Origin of the sequence: Neptuniibacter marinus (genome assembly GCF_001597725.1) — a bacterium.
GTDB lineage: Bacteria > Pseudomonadota > Gammaproteobacteria > Pseudomonadales > Balneatricaceae > Neptuniibacter > Neptuniibacter marinus.
Genome location: NZ_LUTR01000030.1, coordinates 1 through 18,390, shown reverse-complemented (window position 1 = coordinate 18,390; position 18,390 = coordinate 1). Strand labels below are relative to the sequence as shown.

The window sequence follows — 18,390 nt, the reverse complement described above, 5'->3', positions numbered from 1 at the left end:
CTACTGTTACTGATAAATACGCACATAATCTATAATAAATTCAGCTGGAAAAATCGAGTCCTCAGGCTCCCCAGCCCAGTCACCACCTAACGCTAAATTTATAATCAAATAGTGAGGCTGAAGAAAAGCATACTTAGATTGCTCTCCAACTTTATCCATTCGGATGCGCCTTATGCGTCGTTCATCAATAAAAAAATCTAACGCAGTTTCTGTCCACTCAATACTATAAACATGAAATTCACCTGGATCATTTAGGTATGTCTGTGTTGCCATTCTTCTTTTACGCTGAGTCTTTTCATAATCAAAAAAATGGATACCAACATGGGCTTTCTCAGGAAAGCGCCCCACATACTCGACAATGTCAATTTCACCCGATTTTGGCCAACCCACCTCTGTTATATTAGCACCTAAGGTCCATATAGCTGGCCACACCCCATCACCTAAAGGAAATTTCGCTCTAACTTCAATTCGACCAAATTTCCACTGGTGCATATTCTTTGTACTGAGACTGCCAGAAGTATATTTAGGGTTATCTTTATCCCCTTCTATTCCTCCATCATGCTTTAAAGCCCTTAAAATAAGATGTTCACCATCTACAAATGTATTCTCTATATTCTTTGCACGATAATACTGTACCTCTTTGTTGCGTACATAGGCCTCTTCAAATCCCCACTTAGCAGGGTCAGGTAAACCTTGGTAATTAAACTCATCATACCAAACCAGCGTCTCCCCATGCGAGTAGCTAATATATAAAGAAGGCACTAACAATAAAAATAACGAGGTTAATTTTTTATACATAGCTGTTGACACCTATCATAGTAATGCTGAGCTACAGCTAAAAGTTCATCTGAAACGACTGCCGCCGTATTATTTTCAGTTTTAACTATAGAGCCTGATTTAATATTATCCGATGGATCACCATAAATAGCTTCACCAGTTTTATCAAACGACCTGTAATGGCTAGATAATGGAGAATCTAATTCTAAAAAAGTACTTATTTCATTAAGAACATGATCTGTTTTTTCAACTAAGTCATCAGCTTCAACAAAACAAACATCAATATTATTTTTTTCAATAATATCTATAATGCTTTGCAGGCGTTGACAATAATAAGCAAAAGCACGATAAGGATCCTTTCCCCACAGGCTCTTAGTAAGATTTCCCATAGACATAATACTTTTTAAAGCAGAGTTCGGCTTTCGTATTAAAACAATAACTTTATAACCTTGTAGATTTTTTGGATCAAAACGTCCATGTAAAACTTTGTCATAAAGATAACGATGCTGAGATGACAAGTTATTATCTAGAAGTAAATTGGCTTTTACTTTTATGTCAAAAAGTGGGTCCGCATGTCTTTGATGCTGTTCATAATAACCTGAAATTTCACTATTACTTCCTAAAACATGGGAAAGGACGGAGGAACGGCTTCTCATATGACTTAATAAAATTATTTTTTCATACTTTTTGGTAGTCACGATTGGATGAGTTACCAGCTGAAAAAGTTTTTTAAAATTCACCATCATTATATCCGTCTAAGTAATTTAGCTAATTTCTTAAGAAGCAAAGGGCGTGATGAAGGAAGCATTCTCCATGCGAATATCTTTTTTGCATACAGCTTAGGAAGCATCTTTAACAAAAACCACCATGCTTTTATAAGCACTATATTAGCCGGTGATAAATTAGTGTGGTTCATAGCCTTAATTGCATTATTAGCAATAAACGTGCGTAGCGTTGGTCTATTATCAGTATTATCTGAGAATAATAATTGGCACATCCTCTGCTCTAAATGCAATAGATCATTTTGAGCTATCTTATCAATAGATAAAAGATGTCCCATTTTCTCCGCATGGAAAACTAAAGCCAGATATCGCTGCTTATCATGCTCAATACACCATTCAGCCCGTTTTAATAACAACTGGTTGAAGCCAGAATGATTATCTCCATGCTGTCGATACGCCGATAGTTTGTCATCAAAACCATGGACAGAACCATACAAAGGAGCGAGCGTTACAAGATAGCCATCCCCTCCCTGCCTGAAAGCATGTTCATCCATCGGCATCACTTGATTCAAGAACGAGCGAGAAAAAACCAAACCTGATGTGACAGTTGATTGATACCTTCCGCAGTGTAACAACTTATCTTTTGCTTTTGCTGTATCAAACGGTGCTTCATATTTAGGAAAGACATCATAAGCCTTCCCTTCAGCATCGACTAAATCCATATGGTACATATAGATAGCGCAGTTAGTACTCAAATTAGCTGCCGCTATATCTAGGGCTCCAGGCTGCAGGTAGTCATCCGCGTCTAAAAAAATAACGAGCTCACCCGAACTTGCAGCAAAGCCACTATTAAAGGCGCCACCATGACCTTTATTTTCCTCATGAAAAACAGTAACAAGATGGTCATCATATCTACTAATAATATCTCTTGATGAATCAGAAGAAACATCATCAACAACAATAAGCTCTTTATTAACATAATCTTGATTTAACACGCTCTCTATAGAGGTCTTAATATACTTCTCATAGTTATAGCATGTGATAACGATACTAATTTTAGGTTGATTGCTATCCATTACCCACATCTCCCTTTACACACGTCCTAACAACAAAAGAGCAAAAACCTAACGACCAAGCAAAGTGCATAACAATAGCCGCTATTCCAACTAGATAACGATAAAAACCCTGCCCCTTCATAGTTTTATTACCAATAATCACACCGACAAAAAAACAAGCCATAAACCATGTAAGGAATGGCAGCATTAAAGGCCACCAAATAAGCGCAAATAAAGAGAACAAAAACAGAGGGAAAATAGACATAGGTATTAATTGGCGAATTTTTGGGATAACACCATGTTTAATAATATTTTTCGCCCGACCTCGACCATAACCTTTATACTGGCGAAAGAGTGCGCCTAATGTTTCTCGTGGGTAATAAACTAGATTAGTTTTGGCGGTTAGCCAGATCTTAAATCCAGCTTGTCCAAATCGATAATCAAACTCCGCATCCTCATTATGACTAAAACTTTCATCGTAGCCATTAATCTGCCTAAACCCATGGATACTAATGAGTGCATGATGTCCATGATCGATCCATTGCCCTTCTGTAAGGCTATTACGGTGACCTGAACCTCCATTCCCCAATACAGAACTTTGCGCCGCAGCAATAGCCGACTGCATTCCCCCTTGAGCTTGAGTATCCATAGAGACGACAACCGAGTCAGCCCCCAACTCTTCAGCTTCCTTAAGCAAAAACGCGACATAGTTGGATGGATAGTCTGCATGAACATCTAACCGAATAAGGTATTTAACATCATCTCCATATTCTTCAACTGCCCGATTGACCGCACTACTTTGTAAACGTCGCTCATTATATAAGTACTTTATACAACTGTACTGATTAGCATAGGTCTGAATTATCTCTTTAGTTCCGTCCGTACTTCCCCCATCTGCCACAATGATTAGAGGTTGATGAGACGTGGGCGTAAGCTTTAAATCATCTATTAGATAATCTAATAAATTAGCGATATAAGGCTGCTCGTTCAAACAAGGTACAACAATAATATAATCAGACAAAATCACACTCCATGCACAGTAAGCACTGCTTCAACCTAGTTCCCATTCATTATCCACTTCAGGCCAAAGGTTGCGTAACACAGCTCGAACCTTTATTTGAGTATCATGTGGCATATTTGTACGCCAAGAGTTCAAACGTTCTTCTAAACTAGCCCCAACTCTATTCAATGCAGTCACTGGACTATCTTTTGAATAATCTACTTCTTTATGAACCTGTAGCCCTAGCGTTTTTAATAGATTAGCAAACCCTATATCAGGTTCTTTTAATAACTCTTCATATTTTACAAAAAAAATATTTTCAGATTTCCGCACTTCTCTTTCAGAAAGCGCCCAAAGGGCCGCAATTTTTTCTTCTTTTGATGCATTTTTATAAACTTTCAATTCTTCCCACAATGGACATATCGACAATTCATTTTCTCGCCAATACAAGTCTGATAAATCTATATCAGCAAAATCCCACTCCCATTTAGCATTCATTAAACTCTGTATAACAGCCATAGGGTGACGGCTAATATGAATAACGCCTTGAGCACCATAACGTTGCATTAACACTGGCAATATAAATTGTGCCCTCACAAACTTAACCACCACCCGATCAGCAAAACACTCTTTAAATGAAGTTCTTGCAAGGTAATTAAAGCCGGAACGCTTAGGGCTGACCCCTTTAAAGGCTAAATCAAGGAAACGGCAGTCTTTTTCAGAAAAAACATCCCAAGTTAAAGGAATATACGCACCTTGTATTAGGTCAAAATTCGCCCCGCCATGCAAAGGTAATAATGCATTCGGTTCAAGTGGTTCAAATTGAGTTTTTGCACAAACCGATTCAGCAATAACCTGTTGTATCCAAGTTGTTCCACTCCTCCAGAACCCTGACAGAATAATGGGCGATTTAGAAACTCGAGACTGCAACATAAGGTCAAGAATAAACCATAATTTACATTGTAGGTTTTTATTACTTAAGTCCATTTAGCCCTCCATAAAGAAACAACTGATAACATCTATTTCCTCAATTTAATTTCTAACCAATGTCTAGCCTGCAACCAGTCCTTACGCGCTAACAAGGGAGTCAGCAGCGCTGTAACTATTAATAAAACACAACCTGAAACCACCCCCTTTAAAACAATAGAATCGAACTGCATTTCGACAACAAGACTAACCGGCCAACTAAGTAATAAAACACCTAAAAAGACAAAAACAATCCCTTTAAACTGATTAACAATCAACCTGAAAGAATAGTCAGTTTTATTAAAAACACCCACTAAAACAACTACTAGCATAATAATCTGAACTAGCACTAAAGAGTAAGCAATATAAATAACATCTTGACTCAACATAATTGACATGGATAAACAAGTCACCGTTAGCACAGTGCGAAGACAAGACAGATGAAGAACTAACTTATCTTCGCCTACACCTTTTAAAAAAGGATATAAAACACTCAGCGTAGCGCCAAATAAACACACTAAAGACAACGCTCTAAAAATAGGCCAAAACTCTATAAAAGATTCACCTAAAACCAAAAGAACAACAGATTCTGCATAAATAGCTAAAAATAAATAACAGCCCCCAAGAAAAAAAATATTGAGTTTAGTAACCAAAATTAGATCATCCCAGACACGTTCTAATTTAACCTTTAACGGTCTATTTTTATCTAAACTACTCTGCGTACTCGCTATTCCAGAAAAAACAGCTTGATCTAAAGCATTACCGACAATCTCACGGGGTAACTTAGATAGGCGGTTATTTACTTGATAACCACCCACCGTCGAAGCGCCAAAAAAGCGGCCTATAAATAGAGTGACACCCTGAGTGGAAAGCCACATTAAAATATCAGATGCGGTATTTCTGAGCGCATAAGGCATTATTTCAATAAACCGCTCCTTTCTAAACTCAAGCTTTGGAGTATAGTTTGCTAAATAAAGACATCCGCCCATCAAAAAAGCGCTATAGAGCACCTGCTGCCAAATTAAACTCCAAGCCCCCTTACCTAAAAAGGCCATGATTAAAGACACAACACCACCTAGCATTGACGCAAAAAACATAATGCCTGCAAGCTTTTTATACTGCATTTTTAATAATAATAAAGAGCGCCCCACCTGCTCTACTAACAAGAGAGGAATCAAAAAACTAACGGCTTCAATAAAAGGCTTCGCCGCCGGCACGCCAAAAAAAACAGATAATATCTCAGCACTGTAATAACAAGCGATACCTAAAGTTATACCTACAAAAAGATTGGACCAGAAAGCGGTATGGATATATTTCCCAGGATCTCGATTTTCATAATAGATAATCGCTGCTCCCATCCCCCCTTTTCCTATCGCCATAACAATAAATCCCATAATCGCTAATGCAATAGCAACAACACCAAAATCTTCAGGTGATAAAAGACGTGCTAGGACAGGGATTGTCATAAACTTCAATCCAAGTGAAGCAATAGAACCTACCCCACCCCATGCCACACCTTTTGCTACCTTTTTTTTATCCACAGTTGGAAAACCTATAATTCATAAACCCCGTCCAATAGATCACTATCATCTATATTTAACTGATCCAGAAAACGAACGAGCTTTTCGCATTGAGACTTATCTACCTTCCAGCATCCGGTGGGAACTTGCTGGGATTTTTTGGCTAGATTCTCATATTGACTATGATCGAGCGTATTAAAAAAGAGATCTAACCCTAAGTTAAGGTTATTTCTGTGACAGCCAACACCTACATTGAGCCTCTCTAACTTATTGGCAATTTCAGTATCTTTAATAAAAATAGGGACCGAATTGAACGTGCCTCCCTCATAGATTCGATTGGGTAGTAACCACTCAGAATTTCCGCCCTCCTCAAAAAAGTCTATAGCCCAGCAAAAGTCCACTTCACTATAGATTTTCGCTAAATCAGTGGGGAATTCGTATTCACCTTGGAATTCTATATAAGGTTCACGCTCGATTGAGCCTAAAAAATCCTCGAACTCCGTATAAGCAGGCCTGCCCCTTATCACAACCCGTACTTTACCTTCGAGCTTATGGGTAATTGCACTTAACAGAGCCAGTGACTTGCAGCATCGAATCGCACCAAACCAACCAATCACATATGAATCTTTATCTGGTTGATGTTTTTTCGTGGGCTTTGTTGTAGCTACACTCATTTCTGTATCAAAGAATTTATTCTCCAATAACAAAATAGGCTTATTAACCTTATTAATTTTTTTGAAATAATTCTTAATAAATCCAGGCGAGCTTGTGATCAGTAAACTACTTTTTTTCACTGCCCAGCGCTCAACTAAACGTAAAATATTGTTGAGCCTTCCTGTACCTAATAACAGGCGATGAATATCTAATGATTCATAAACTAAAGGGATAGCCTTTAGCTTTCTTTTAACCTTTCTACCTAACATCAACATTTCTAAATTACGACAAATAATAACATCAGCATCATAGGTGTAAGGCATATAGTGAGATGAGAAAAAAAGAGCATAAAAGACACTTTTTAAGCGGTGTAAAAATGAAGCATCGTACGTTCTTGCAAGAGGTATAACTTGAGCGGAACCTATATGGGTAGGCGCGACAGAGCCACGATAAAACCCGACCAGTACAACATCGGCACCACCCGATTGAAGCATCAACACTCGCTTCTTGACTGCTGCATCATATAGATCATGTACAAAATACAAAATTTTCATATTAATCTAGTTTAACCTTAATTTGATGCAAGCGGGCTTATCATAGAAAGACGATCGCCTCATATGCACCCAAGATAAACACAAGAAAAAAGTAGACAACGAAAAGGGAGAAAAACCCACTGTTTCGAAAAATGACTTTAAGAAAATAACTAAAAAAAAGCTCATAACAACGATATCAATAGCTCTCATTTCTTTTAAAATAAGTGTATTTATAGCAATAAATAATTTTATAAAGACTAAAGAGACCGCTAAAAACCCAAACAAACCAAGCTCTACATAAGTATGTATATACTGATTATGGAAGCCAAAAGGCGAGCCTTCTTCTCGATGCGTCATTTCCCATATTTCTAGTGCTCCGATATTTTTTAAATTCCAATATGAAGATTGCCCCACACCTAAAATTGGATGAGCTCCTATTGACTCAAAACCGATTGCCCAAATATTAGTACGCCCTGTAATTGTTGGATCTTTACCTAGACCATACATAAAAGACTCATATACAGAATAATCAAATAAGAGCACTATAAAAAAAACAAGAAAAATAAACGCTAAAAAACAAAAAAAATTAATATTGGATTTAACTGCATTCAATAATCCTGCACGAGAATACATAAAGAGCGTAATCGATAAAATAATAACTAAAGCTAAAGAAAGACTACTCCCTAAAGAGCGTGCTTGAAAAAAGGTAATCAACGATAAAAAAACACAAGTCCCTGCGAGTATGCGGGCGATCATTGATGCTCTAAACATGAATACACCAAGCCCAGATAAAGCGGCAAAACCCGCTACCAAGGCCATGTTATTTTTACTACCAAAATAGCCTACTTTTACAACCTCACCTGTAAACGCGATCTCTACAGTTTGAGATGAAAAAACATTAAAAACCATTACTAATAGCATTGCAGTACTAATGGCCTTAAAGAGCACATCAATATTTACACAGTAAATAATGACAAGAAATATACCCACGGTAAGTAAGTACTGGATAGCTGTTCGCAAAGCGGCTAGAGGATACTCTGCCCAAAAAACCGATAATACACCTACTAAACCAAACATAAAAATAAACCAGTTATTTTTATAAGCAGCCAATGCATATTTGAAATTTAAAACCACATAAAACCCACCTACAATAAGAAACATCAAGGTAGAAAAAAAACCGAATAGACCAGCCCCAGTCAAAAAAACAAAGAGGGTAAAGACAAAAATATAGTCAACTTTATCAGTCTGTTTTTTTTGCCTTAACGTTGCTTTATCTATCATATCAGCACCTTAATTATTAGGAACAATTGAATTCAATCGTTCAATCAGTGACTGAATAATAAAGGCTGAACCATACTGAGAAAAATGCCCATAATCCGAATGCATAAGCCGGCCATTATTTTTATATAAGCATTTACCTTCAATACAAAGCTGATTCAGTGGATCAATAAAACGTTTTTCAGGAATATAGGAACTTAGCTCATCATTGATTATTCGATCAAAAGCTATAGGCCAACGCCCTTCGGCCTCACCACGATGTTTAAAATAGCTCAATGCATTAACATCAATAACATATTGGGGGGATTGCCCAATAACTAGGTAAGAAACATTAAGCTCATCCAATACTTTGATCGTACTTAATATTCCAGATAATCCTCTGCTTTTATAGTCAGTCCATTTCGCAGAAATAATCACAAAATTGATATCGAGCTTTTTAATAACCTCAATAGCATTCTTATTGAATTCATCACATTGGGGTAAAGCCATAGAAGTGAAAGAGAGTATGGGCGGACAACCCGCAGATGTGTACTGATACAGATCGAACATCAATGCATCTTTATGCTCAATAAAGCCTGGAACGTAATGATTGGCAAATGAGTCTCCCCAAAGTAAAACTTTGTTCTTATTATCTCCACTTTCCTCTGCCACTTTACAGTTATCAGCATTCCATTTTGTATAGTTTTTAGCATTAAGGAAAAAGCAGTTACCTACACGGGATGACTTCTCAGTAAATTTTGTTTCGACAGTATAATCTAGAAACCTTTGTTCAAACCCTTTGCTATAAACCCCAAAGAGACCAATAGCCCCAACAAAGACAAAGCAAAGAACACCTCCACTAATCACCCCTGTACGTGTGATCTTTTTACTATAACGAAATGGTTTTTCGATAAACTGCCAAGAGAAAAGCGATAATATGAATGTAGATACTAAAATAATTGCTATATCAGTCGTCGTCAGAACATCAAGCCGATAGTATTTAAAAAACACAATCAATGGCCAATGCATCAAGTACAGCGAAAAGGATATTAAACCAATAAACACCAACGGTTTGGCACCGAGAAGATGATTAACCCCTCTTGTAATCCCTAAATTATGCTGACTGCCTACCCAGATAATTAGCGCAGCTCCTACACAAGGCGCTAATGCACCATAAGCCGGAAATGCTAAATTATGGTTATAAAATAGGATAGGCACAACAATTAGCATCGCACCTATTATGCCAAGCAACTTAAGCACAAAGGATTTTAAAAACTGTTTTTGAGGTATAAAAGCCACAAATGCACCTAGCAAAAGCTCCCAAGCTCTTGTTGGCAGTAGATAAAAATTTGCTGTAGGCGCTTTTGTTAAGGATATACAACTCAGCACAAAACTCAGCGTGATAAGAACAGCTAGAACAGGCAAGAATTTACTGCTAAAAAAACGATACATAATCAACAGAAATACAGGCATAAAAATATAATACTGTTCTTCTACTGATAATGACCATGTATGCAGAAGAGGCTTCATATCCGAAGCGGCATTAAAGTAATTTATTGATTGCCAGAAGTAGATATTAGAGGCAAAAGCTGAGGCTGAAGCTAAACTTTTTGAGTAATCAACAAAAGAGTCTGGCAGCAATATAAAATAAGCACCGACCCACGTTAGTAACAACATAAAGGCTAACGCAGGAAAAATCCTTTTAATCCTTCTGTTATAAAACTCTAAAATCGAAAACTGACCCTTTTCCAGCATACTCATGACGCTTAGAGTTATAACGTAGCCAGATATAACAAAAAAGACATCTACACCAAGATAGCCTCCGGCGACAAAGCCGAAACCTAAGTGATAAAAGATAACTGCAAGTACAGAGACTGCCCTTAGCCCGTCTATATCAGGGCGATATGATATTCCGTTACTCATATAAACCCTAATCTTTATCTAAAATCTGACTCAGAAGCCCAATCAGCAAGTGCTTTTTTTAAGTCATATTTATATTGGTATCTATTCTCTTCAAGCCATGCGGGCTTGATATTCGTAGATTGTACTAATTTCAACACACGCTGAGGATCAATACCTATATTTAAGAAGTTAAAAATGCGACATAGTTTTGCTATAGACATTAAGCACCATCTTGGCACCATAAACACTTTAGCTTGTGGAAAGTGATCCTCAATAAAAACATTCACTATATTTTCAATTGTGTATTTTTCTGAAAAACAACCATTAAATAATACATAATGGCTATCATGATTACGGGCAAACTCTATCGCATTAAGCAGCTCTTTTACGTAAATAGCTCCTTTAATAGTGTCCTTACGGCCTGGATATACAAAAAAGCCTTTCCGCAACATCGTTGCTAACCGAGTAAAGTTACCCCCTTCCCCTGGACCAAATACAACAGCAGGCCTGACAATTGTTAGCTTACGTTGGGGGTTTTCTTGATACCATTGACGATGAACCTCTTCAGCTTGCAGCTTAGAATAACCATAAGCGGAAGTTGGCGCAGGAACTGTCCCTTCTGACTTTTCATCTTCGCCAGGGCCATAAGGCGAGATCGAACTTGTGAAAACGATCTCCTGACAATTAAGGCGTCTAGCTAAATTCGTGACTTCAAGTGCACCAAATACATTAGTATCAAAATATTCAATATCTTCATGGCCCGGAGTTGTATGAATAGCCGCAAAGTTATATATAACATCATAACTGGCAGTCACATTAAGCTCTTTAAGGTTCCGAACATCACCTATTCGATACTCAACATTTTCCAACCTTTCTCTAGGTTCCTTAAGATCTATAGACAAAACATTAATGTTATGTCGGACCAATTCCCTAATTAGATGGGTACCTATAAAACCAGATCCACCAAAGACAATAACGCTATTAATATTTTTCATTTTAATAAATTTCTTTAGAAAATAGAGAGATAGGAGTTTTAATCAATATTTTTACATCTAAAAATAGTGACCAGTTATTAATGTACGACAAATCATACTCAACACGTTTTTCCATTTTATCGATAGTTTCTGTCTCACCTCGGTACCCATTAATCTGAGCGAGCCCAGTCATACCAGGCTTAATTCGATGCCGTGCAAGGTAAGCGTTAATTTTGTCTGAGTAGTAATTATTATGAGCTACGGCATGTGGCCTTGGCCCGACAAGCGACATACTGCCCTGTAATACATTTATAAGCTGTGGAAGCTCATCTATAGAAGTACGACGAATTAGACGGCCAATATCGGTGATACGGGGGTCTTCTTTGGTGGCTTGCTGAACTTCGCCATGAGCCTCATCATGCAGTTTCATACTACGAAACTTCCAAACCTTTATGACTTTCCCATCCCAACCATGACGATCCTGTTTGAAAAACACAGGCCCTGGGGAAGAACGCTTAACTTTGTAAGCAACCCATAGCATTAGTGGAGCCAGCATGCACAGCGCAACAGCTGCAATTGTACGGTCCATGACATCTTTCAGAACCATTGATGCTTTTGACGATGTTAGAGGACTTTCATTCAGAGAGATCAACGGCACACCGGCTACTTCTCTAACAGAATGATTTAAAAGATTAAGTGCAAAAATATCGGGAGCCCAAATAACATCGACATTCTCATCGAGTAGATCGATATTTACGCCTTCGATTTGCTCCGAAGCTCTCATCGGCAGGGCTATATAAATCCGACGAATATCATGTTTTTTGATCAGCTCTCTTATACTTTCCAAGCCACCGAGTACATCCACATTAGCAACTGACACGGTGTCATCATTGTCTAAGCTTCTAACGCACCCTATAACTTTATCAGGCAACCAGCGATTTTTATTAAGGCTACTTACTAGATGCTGGGCAACCGAACCTGTACCAACAATAATTACAGGGAGGTGATGCCCAAAGCTTTCTTTATACTTTTTTGATAAATAGCTAACGATGCAGAAGGAGATATTTTGAAATATTAAAACGGACACAGCCCATATTAAAAGAATCTCACGAGAAAAAATCTCAGAGGTTTTTGTAACAAAACCAATTAATAATAATAGAAGCATTAATATGCCCCATGCTCCAGATAACCGAATACAGCCTCGCAGACAACTTGATGACTGACGGTATACGCCTCTAGAGCTATAAATAAACCATAAACTAAATGCGGCTATTACCGTTAAGACTCGATATGCAGGTGGGAAACTTTCTAATTTAATCCAGGTAAGCAGAAATAAAAGCGTAGCTGCAACAAATACATCTGCAGCCAACTGAAATAACGAAGTAAGTGACTCGTGATTTTTTAACAACCGCTTTTGCCGACGAATAGCGGTCTGTGTACCCGTATCTAAATTACTAACGGTCATCTAAAATTCCTTATCATCTACCATTCCCCACACCCACAGCAATTTACTATTCTATGTATTCCCTATCCATTCAGCAACGCAATTTTGCTGCAATGCAAAATAAAATGATATTTTAGTCTTAGATTATGATATTTTTTTGAATTATTCGTTTTAATTAACTGTTTTTCAAATATATTTGAAGCTCGGCCCCCTGGAAAAAGACGCATATTTAGTGCGTGTAATAGATCGCATTCATAGTTTGTCTATATGAAAGCCCAGTGATATAATCAGACTATATTCGTCAAACAAACACGGAGTGTTATGATGCGCCGCACACTATTAGCATTAACATGCGCTGGGATGTTCGCTTTTACCAACGCGCATGCAAATATATCTGAGGATTTATCTTCAAATTTATCTACAGTAGATGTCTTATCGAACGCTCTGAGCCACTGCATTACTCCAGACGCTGGCAACTGCACAGTAATAGATATAGAAGCACTGATGTTTGATGTCGCTGCGATCGATGTAGAGCTATTAGATAGCTTTGTCACGGCTGGGATAGAAAGCGGCTTAGATGCTATAACAGTTGTCGAAGCTGCTATTAAAGCCGGTGCCAATCCTGAAGCTGTTACTCAGGCTGCCATTTTAGCGGGCGCAGATCCTACAGATGTTGCAGCTGCAACAGCTGCTGGCGGACCAACAGCTACAGGCCCGAACGCTATTCCAGGCCAAACAGGTACAACTGTATCACCTCCCCCATTTGGAAATAATGCGGGTAGTGGCGGCGGCGGAAACCCAAGCCCAACCTAAGTATTCATTCGACAAAGAAGCGCCTTCTGGGCGCTTTTTTATTGAGAATTACAAAAAACTTAGCATTTTTTACTGCAATACCTATTGGGTAAACGCGCCTCTTATTCTCAGAAATTTATATGTTGGCTTTTGATTTATGGATAGATCATCTGATCGCACGTTGTTTTATTTCTTTTTAGGTATTTTAATCTGGGCACCTTTACCTTTAGCCAGTAACCGACTGTGGTCCCTATCCCTGTTGTGCGGCTTAGTGCTGTTATTGTCTATTTCCACCCTTTATCAGCAGTTAAAGGGCTACTCAATCCCATCGACACCGTTAAAAAAATCACTCCCTATTATTGGCCTCCTTTCTATGGGAGTTATGTGGATAAGTTTGCAAGCAGTTCCTGCACTTAATCTCTCTATATCACCCACAGACAGCTTGCATGATGCTGTTTGGGGTTGGTGCCTAGTGGCGATGTTTTGTTTGACCTTACAGTTTGTTCGAAGCCGTTCTAGGATTTTGCTCACCGGCTATATATTAGTGGGATCAGCACTCTTTCAAGCCGTTTATGGCAGTTTAATGACCTTTACTGGCTTTGAATTTTCGTTTCTTATTCCTAAAGAGAGTTATCAAGGGGTTTCCACGGGTACTTTTATTAACCGTAATAGCCAAGCCGGTTACTTAGTCATGTGCGTATCTCTGGGCATCGGCTTGATGATATCTACATTAAAAGATGAAGGATCATATAACTGGCGAGAACGTAGCCGTCGCTGGCTCACCGCATTATTAAGTAAAAAAATAATTTTAAGGGTCGCTTTATTAATAATTGTTTCTGGGTTAGTAATGACTCACTCCCGAATGGGGAACACATCATTTTTTGCTAGTTTAATGATTATGGGAGTACTAGGTTTAATTCTGCGCCGCAAAGCTACTCGAAGCATGGTGATTTTACTAAGCAGCTTACTTATTTTAGACATTTTTGTTGTAGGCACTTTCTTTGGTGTACAAGAAGTTGCCGATAGACTTCAAAATACAAGTATAGAAAAAGAGTCACGCGATGAAGTCGCTAAAGCCACGATTGATCTCATGCAACCCCAACTATTAACAGGCACAGGAGCTGGAACATTCTATACAGCTTTTCCCGAACATAGAACCGAAGACGTTGGACGGGGATTTTATGTAAATACACATAATGATTACCTTGAGTTTAGCTCCGAGTTTGGTTTATTAGGTACGCTTCCCTTAGGTTTGGTACTATTAATTAGCTTAGGTGCTGGGCTCTATGCGCAATATAAACGACGGGACAAGCTGCTCAGAGGTATTGCTTTTGGCTCATCTATGTCGATTATTGCTATGCTGATTCACGCTACCGTTGATTTCAATCTCCAGATGCCTGCCAACGCTTTAACCTTTATGGTGATATTAGCTTTTACATGGATATCCGTATTTAAAAAGAACAAACGAAAAATGTAGGAGGCCAGCCTTTGGCCGAAAGGGTTTGTGGTTTGAATTGGGTTTGGTGCGTATTTCATTCGCCCGGGGCACCCGTTCCGGGCATAAAGGCCGGGCTCCTACAGGTGAGCTCCTACACAGGACGTGCATGTAGGAGGCCAACCTTTGGCCGAAAGGGGTTGTGGTTTATTTGGACTTTTCAGGACGATGTATTATGGATACAGAACCAAAAAAGAAAGATTGGTTTGAAAATGGCTTAATGCAACGCCTCCCTAGCGAAATGCAAAATAGCTTCACCGATGAACAGATTGCTGCTCTGAAAGTTGCTTTTGGTGCGCGCAAATGGGGAAAACATCCAATAGATCTACGCGGCACCGTCAATCTTTGGTCATGGCGCTATTATTTTGTGTTTTTAATGGGCCGTAACCAACGTTCGCTCAGCCGTAGTGAAAGGCGAGTTTCTTTAATTATAAAAACCTTTTTTATATTTTTATTCTTAATTTTTTCAACCATATTAGGCTTACTGGTGCTTTATTTAGTAAAGTCCGCGGCAGGAATAGATCTTATTCCAGGTTTTTCATTCGGCGTATGGAGTTGGTTTAAAGACACCTTTTTGTAAAATACAGAAGACCAGCACCTGTTAGGAAAGTACTGGCCAGGGCGTTATTTTTCGCTCTGATGTTCTATAAGGCACAAAAGTTTAATCTCCACAAAAATCGAAAAAATCTTACTTCGCAAGAACACTCCGCCCTCGACCAATACCGTAATAGGCTAGTCCATAACGTTCCACTTGCTGCGGGTCGTAAAGGTTTCGTCCATCAAAAATAACTGGCTGACGCAAAGTTTCTTTAATTAACTCAAAATCTGGAGCCCAAAAAGCTTTCCATTCAGTACAAATAACAAGAACATCTGCGCCTTGTAGTGCACTTTCTTTAGTTCCCACTAATTCTAGATCTTCTCTGCATCCATAAATTCGCTGAGCTTCCTCCATCGCTTCAGGATCATACGCACGAACTTTTGCCCCTTTATCCCACAGCGATTTCATAAGAACGCGGCTTGTAGCTTCCCGCATATCATCGGTCTTAGGCTTAAAAGACAACCCCCAAAGCGCTATTGTTTTACCTGACAAATCGCCCGCAAAATAACGATCAATTCGATCAAACAAGACCTCTTTCTGACGATAGTTTACCGCTTCGACTGATTTTAGAAGCTGAGCATCGTAATTAATACTATCAGCAGTATGCACTAACGCCTGTACATCTTTCGGGAAACATGAACCTCCATATCCACACCCAGCATAGATAAAATGATAGCCAATTCGCTCATCCGATCCAATTCCTCGACGCACATTTTCTATATCAGCACCAAGGTATTCAGCAAGGCGGGATATCTCGTTCATGAAACTAATTTTGGTTGCTAGCATACAATTAGCCGCATATTTGGTTAACTCTGCGCTGCGAACATCCATAAAAAGTATGCGGTCATGGTTACGGTTACAGGGAGCGTATAGCTCTCTCATCTCAGTTTTTACATGCTCACTTGCAGTACCAATAATTATACGATCAGGACGCATGCAATCATTAACCGCAGCTCCTTCTTTCAGAAATTCTGGATTTGATACAACATGATGCTCTATCACCTCTCCACGTGCAGCCAAGACCTCGGCTACTTGAGCAGATACCTTATCTGCCGTTCCAACAGGCACAGTGGACTTATCAACAATAATTTTTTTCGAAGTCATATGTGCTGCTATAGTTTCGGCAACCGATAAAACATATTGGAGATCCGCGGCTCCATCTTCATCTGGCGGAGTTCCTACAGCAATAAATTGAATCTCAGCATGATTAATCCCTTCCACCGCATCTGTTGTAAAGCACAAACGACCTTCAGCATAATTCCTTTCGACAATGGCTGTTAAACCCGGCTCGTAAATTGGAATGATTCCATTTTTTAGATTATCTATTTTATGTTGATCAACATCGACACATACCACATCATGACCAAAATCAGCCAAAACCGCAGCCTGAACCAAACCAACATAACCTACCCCAAAAACCGTAACCTTCATCTATCACTCTTCCATCTTCATCAATTACCCCATATGTATACCTAGAATGAGTGAAATAATTATTTCAAAATCATTGCGCTTATATGACAGCGATAAGCGCTCCTATGGAGATAAACCTCTGATTGAAGCGTCTGGTGTTTTATGGGGCAGGAAGCGTAATGCATTCGCTCGGGGCCCAGGTAGGAGGCCAACCTTTATGCCCGGAACGGGTGTCTGGCCGAACAAGTTGTGGTTTGAATTGAGTTTCGCGCGTAGTTCTTCGCTCACAGGGTGAGCTCCTACACGGGATTTGTGGTTTTGGCTGGGTATGGCGAGTAATTCATTGGCCCAAAGGCCATGTAGGAGGCCAGCCTCTGGCCGAAGGGGTTTGGGATTTGATTTGGTTCCCCGCGTAATTCTTCGCTCACAGGGTGAGCTCCTACACGGGATTTGTGGTTTTGGTTGGGTATGGCGAGTAATTCTTCGCTTTGGCACCCATTCCCGGCGCGCCTACAAGTAGATGCAATCCCACCATGGATATTCTCTTATGGTCTTTACGATACCGGCCCTCGCGGGATTGAGAATGATATATCTAGCGATATTTTTTATATCTTCTTCCTTTCGCAGCGCATGATCATAAAAGCCTTTTTGCCAAATTGTACCCGCTTTATGGGTTATAAAAACTTTTAAAAGGCGCACGGTGTCAGATAAATTTTTCCGGTCGTTTAATTGCATTAGCCAATGGATATGGTCTGGCATGATAACAAAGGCGATGGTGGTTGCCTCTGGTGTTAAACGTTTAATGGAGTGTACCGCGTGTTTTGCAAGATAGGGGTCAGAGAAAACTGGACGCCGATTAGCGCAAGTTAATGTGAGGTGGTAAATCTGATTTGGTTGCGAATAGCGCCCGACCCGCAATGATTGAGCATTGGCTTTTTGCATGTCCACATCCTTGTGACGTTATGCGTTGTTTGTAATTGTGAAGACAAGGTAAACCCTTATTTTTTGGAGCATAGAATATTTTAAGGGTGAAGCGTAATTCTTCGTTCTGGTGAGCGCCTACAAGATGTGGTTGTGGCACGATGCTTCGCGCTAGCACCCGTTCCGGGCATAAAGGTGAGCGCCTACAAGTGCATCTGTAGGAGGCCAGCCCCTGGCCGAAGGGTTGTAGTTTCTAGCGTAACTCTTCGCTCTGGCACCCGTTCCGGGCATAAAGGGTGAGCTCCTTGTATGTTTAACCTCAACGATTATTTATCATTGGTAATCGTTTCTGGGGAAGCCGCCCGCTCCT

The 18,390-nt window shown here is 39.3% G+C and carries 17 protein-coding genes; 4 read left to right on the top strand and 13 right to left on the bottom strand.

The window, feature by feature from the left end; all coding sequences use genetic code 11:
* Nucleotides 1-6 precede the first annotated feature (6 nt).
* From A3774_RS14930 to A3774_RS14880, 11 genes are read right to left on the bottom strand one after another with little or no spacing between them, the layout of a single operon-like run.
* A complete protein-coding gene (locus A3774_RS14930) occupies nt 7-798 on the bottom strand; it encodes a glycoside hydrolase family 16 protein (RefSeq protein WP_067869423.1) in 792 nt (263 codons plus the stop codon).
* Nucleotides 783-1,523, bottom strand: a complete 741-nt coding sequence (locus A3774_RS14925) for a hypothetical protein (RefSeq protein WP_067869420.1) — start codon at nt 1,521-1,523, stop codon at nt 783-785. Before A3774_RS14925 ends, A3774_RS14930 begins: the two co-directional genes overlap by 16 nt.
* Complete coding sequence (locus A3774_RS14920; protein WP_067869417.1) at nt 1,523-2,575, bottom strand: glycosyltransferase family 2 protein; 1,053 nt, start codon at nt 2,573-2,575, stop codon at nt 1,523-1,525. Before A3774_RS14920 ends, A3774_RS14925 begins: the two co-directional genes overlap by 1 nt.
* Entirely contained in the window at nt 2,568-3,575 is a 1,008-nt protein-coding gene (locus tag A3774_RS14915) for a glycosyltransferase family 2 protein (protein ID WP_197468079.1), read from the bottom strand. The genes A3774_RS14920 and A3774_RS14915 overlap by 8 nt, the downstream gene beginning before the upstream one ends.
* A gap of 30 nt (nt 3,576-3,605) precedes the next feature.
* Entirely contained in the window at nt 3,606-4,541 is a 936-nt protein-coding gene (locus A3774_RS14910; RefSeq protein WP_067869411.1) for a sulfotransferase, read from the bottom strand.
* Between the two features lie 32 nt (nt 4,542-4,573).
* Nucleotides 4,574-6,061 carry an oligosaccharide flippase family protein gene (locus A3774_RS14905; protein ID WP_067869408.1) on the bottom strand — a complete coding sequence of 496 codons (1,488 nt, stop codon included), beginning with the start codon at nt 6,059-6,061 and terminating at the stop codon, nt 4,574-4,576.
* A gap of 11 nt (nt 6,062-6,072) precedes the next feature.
* Nucleotides 6,073-7,248, bottom strand: a complete 1,176-nt coding sequence (locus A3774_RS14900) for a glycosyltransferase family protein (protein ID WP_067869405.1) — start codon at nt 7,246-7,248, stop codon at nt 6,073-6,075.
* A 6-nt stretch (nt 7,249-7,254) separates the two neighbouring features.
* Nucleotides 7,255-8,508 (bottom strand): O-antigen ligase family protein, encoded by a 1,254-nt coding sequence (locus A3774_RS14895; protein WP_067869402.1) that lies wholly within the window; start codon nt 8,506-8,508, stop codon nt 7,255-7,257.
* A gap of 9 nt (nt 8,509-8,517) precedes the next feature.
* On the bottom strand, nt 8,518-10,407 hold the full coding sequence (locus tag A3774_RS14890; RefSeq protein ID WP_067869399.1) for an acyltransferase family protein: 1,890 nt from the start codon (nt 10,405-10,407) through the stop codon (nt 8,518-8,520).
* Nucleotides 10,408-10,421: 14 nt separating this feature from the next.
* Nucleotides 10,422-11,381 (bottom strand): NAD-dependent epimerase/dehydratase family protein, encoded by a 960-nt coding sequence (locus A3774_RS14885; RefSeq protein WP_067869396.1) that lies wholly within the window; start codon nt 11,379-11,381, stop codon nt 10,422-10,424.
* Between the two features lies 1 nt (nt 11,382).
* The gene (locus A3774_RS14880; RefSeq protein ID WP_067869393.1) at nt 11,383-12,825 is read right to left on the bottom strand and encodes an undecaprenyl-phosphate glucose phosphotransferase; all 1,443 of its coding nucleotides are present in this window, start codon (nt 12,823-12,825) and stop codon (nt 11,383-11,385) included.
* A 300-nt stretch (nt 12,826-13,125) separates the two neighbouring features.
* Between A3774_RS14880 and A3774_RS14875 the strand changes: the two genes are divergently transcribed.
* The 3 genes from A3774_RS14875 to A3774_RS14865 all read left to right on the top strand — a co-directional run bounded on the left by A3774_RS14875 (nt 13,126) and on the right by A3774_RS14865 (nt 15,671).
* Nucleotides 13,126-13,617, top strand: coding sequence for a hypothetical protein (locus A3774_RS14875; RefSeq protein WP_156473727.1), 492 nt, complete (start codon nt 13,126-13,128; stop codon nt 13,615-13,617).
* Between the two features lie 136 nt (nt 13,618-13,753).
* Entirely contained in the window at nt 13,754-15,073 is a 1,320-nt protein-coding gene (locus tag A3774_RS14870; protein ID WP_067869387.1) for an O-antigen ligase family protein, read from the top strand.
* A gap of 193 nt (nt 15,074-15,266) precedes the next feature.
* Complete coding sequence (locus A3774_RS14865; RefSeq protein ID WP_067869384.1) at nt 15,267-15,671, top strand: 3-phosphoshikimate 1-carboxyvinyltransferase; 405 nt, start codon at nt 15,267-15,269, stop codon at nt 15,669-15,671.
* Between the two features lie 108 nt (nt 15,672-15,779).
* Here A3774_RS14865 and A3774_RS14860 read toward each other — a convergent pair whose 3' ends face one another.
* Entirely contained in the window at nt 15,780-17,120 is a 1,341-nt protein-coding gene (locus tag A3774_RS14860; RefSeq protein WP_067869382.1) for a UDP-glucose dehydrogenase family protein, read from the bottom strand.
* 46 nt (nt 17,121-17,166) lie between these two features.
* On the opposite strand from A3774_RS14860, the gene A3774_RS16685 reads away from it, so the two are divergent.
* Complete coding sequence (locus A3774_RS16685; protein ID WP_156473726.1) at nt 17,167-17,394, top strand: hypothetical protein; 228 nt, start codon at nt 17,167-17,169, stop codon at nt 17,392-17,394.
* A gap of 215 nt (nt 17,395-17,609) precedes the next feature.
* Here A3774_RS16685 and A3774_RS14855 read toward each other — a convergent pair whose 3' ends face one another.
* Nucleotides 17,610-18,041, bottom strand: a complete 432-nt coding sequence (locus A3774_RS14855) for an REP-associated tyrosine transposase (RefSeq protein ID WP_067869379.1) — start codon at nt 18,039-18,041, stop codon at nt 17,610-17,612.
* Nucleotides 18,042-18,390: the final 349 nt, after the last annotated feature.

Bases quoted from the DNA above. Each gene is read 5' to 3' on its own strand.
- A3774_RS14930 (WP_067869423.1), bottom strand. From the start codon at position 798: ATGTATAAAAAATTAACCTCGTTATTTTTATTGTTAGTGCCTTCTTTA.
- A3774_RS14925 (WP_067869420.1), bottom strand. From the start codon at position 1,523: ATGATGGTGAATTTTAAAAAACTTTTTCAGCTGGTAACTCATCCAATC.
- A3774_RS14920 (WP_067869417.1), bottom strand. From the start codon at position 2,575: ATGGATAGCAATCAACCTAAAATTAGTATCGTTATCACATGCTATAAC.
- A3774_RS14910 (WP_067869411.1), bottom strand. From the start codon at position 4,541: ATGGACTTAAGTAATAAAAACCTACAATGTAAATTATGGTTTATTCTT.
- A3774_RS14900 (WP_067869405.1), bottom strand. From the start codon at position 7,248: ATGAAAATTTTGTATTTTGTACATGATCTATATGATGCAGCAGTCAAG.
- A3774_RS14895 (WP_067869402.1), bottom strand. From the start codon at position 8,508: ATGATAGATAAAGCAACGTTAAGGCAAAAAAAACAGACTGATAAAGTT.
- A3774_RS14890 (WP_067869399.1), bottom strand. From the start codon at position 10,407: ATGAGTAACGGAATATCATATCGCCCTGATATAGACGGGCTAAGGGCA.
- A3774_RS14885 (WP_067869396.1), bottom strand. From the start codon at position 11,381: ATGAAAAATATTAATAGCGTTATTGTCTTTGGTGGATCTGGTTTTATA.
- A3774_RS14880 (WP_067869393.1), bottom strand. From the start codon at position 12,825: ATGACCGTTAGTAATTTAGATACGGGTACACAGACCGCTATTCGTCGG.
- A3774_RS14875 (WP_156473727.1), top strand. From the start codon at position 13,126: ATGATGCGCCGCACACTATTAGCATTAACATGCGCTGGGATGTTCGCT.
- A3774_RS14870 (WP_067869387.1), top strand. From the start codon at position 13,754: ATGGATAGATCATCTGATCGCACGTTGTTTTATTTCTTTTTAGGTATT.
- A3774_RS14865 (WP_067869384.1), top strand. From the start codon at position 15,267: ATGGATACAGAACCAAAAAAGAAAGATTGGTTTGAAAATGGCTTAATG.
- A3774_RS14860 (WP_067869382.1), bottom strand. From the start codon at position 17,120: ATGAAGGTTACGGTTTTTGGGGTAGGTTATGTTGGTTTGGTTCAGGCT.
- A3774_RS16685 (WP_156473726.1), top strand. From the start codon at position 17,167: ATGAGTGAAATAATTATTTCAAAATCATTGCGCTTATATGACAGCGAT.
- A3774_RS14855 (WP_067869379.1), bottom strand. From the start codon at position 18,041: ATGCAAAAAGCCAATGCTCAATCATTGCGGGTCGGGCGCTATTCGCAA.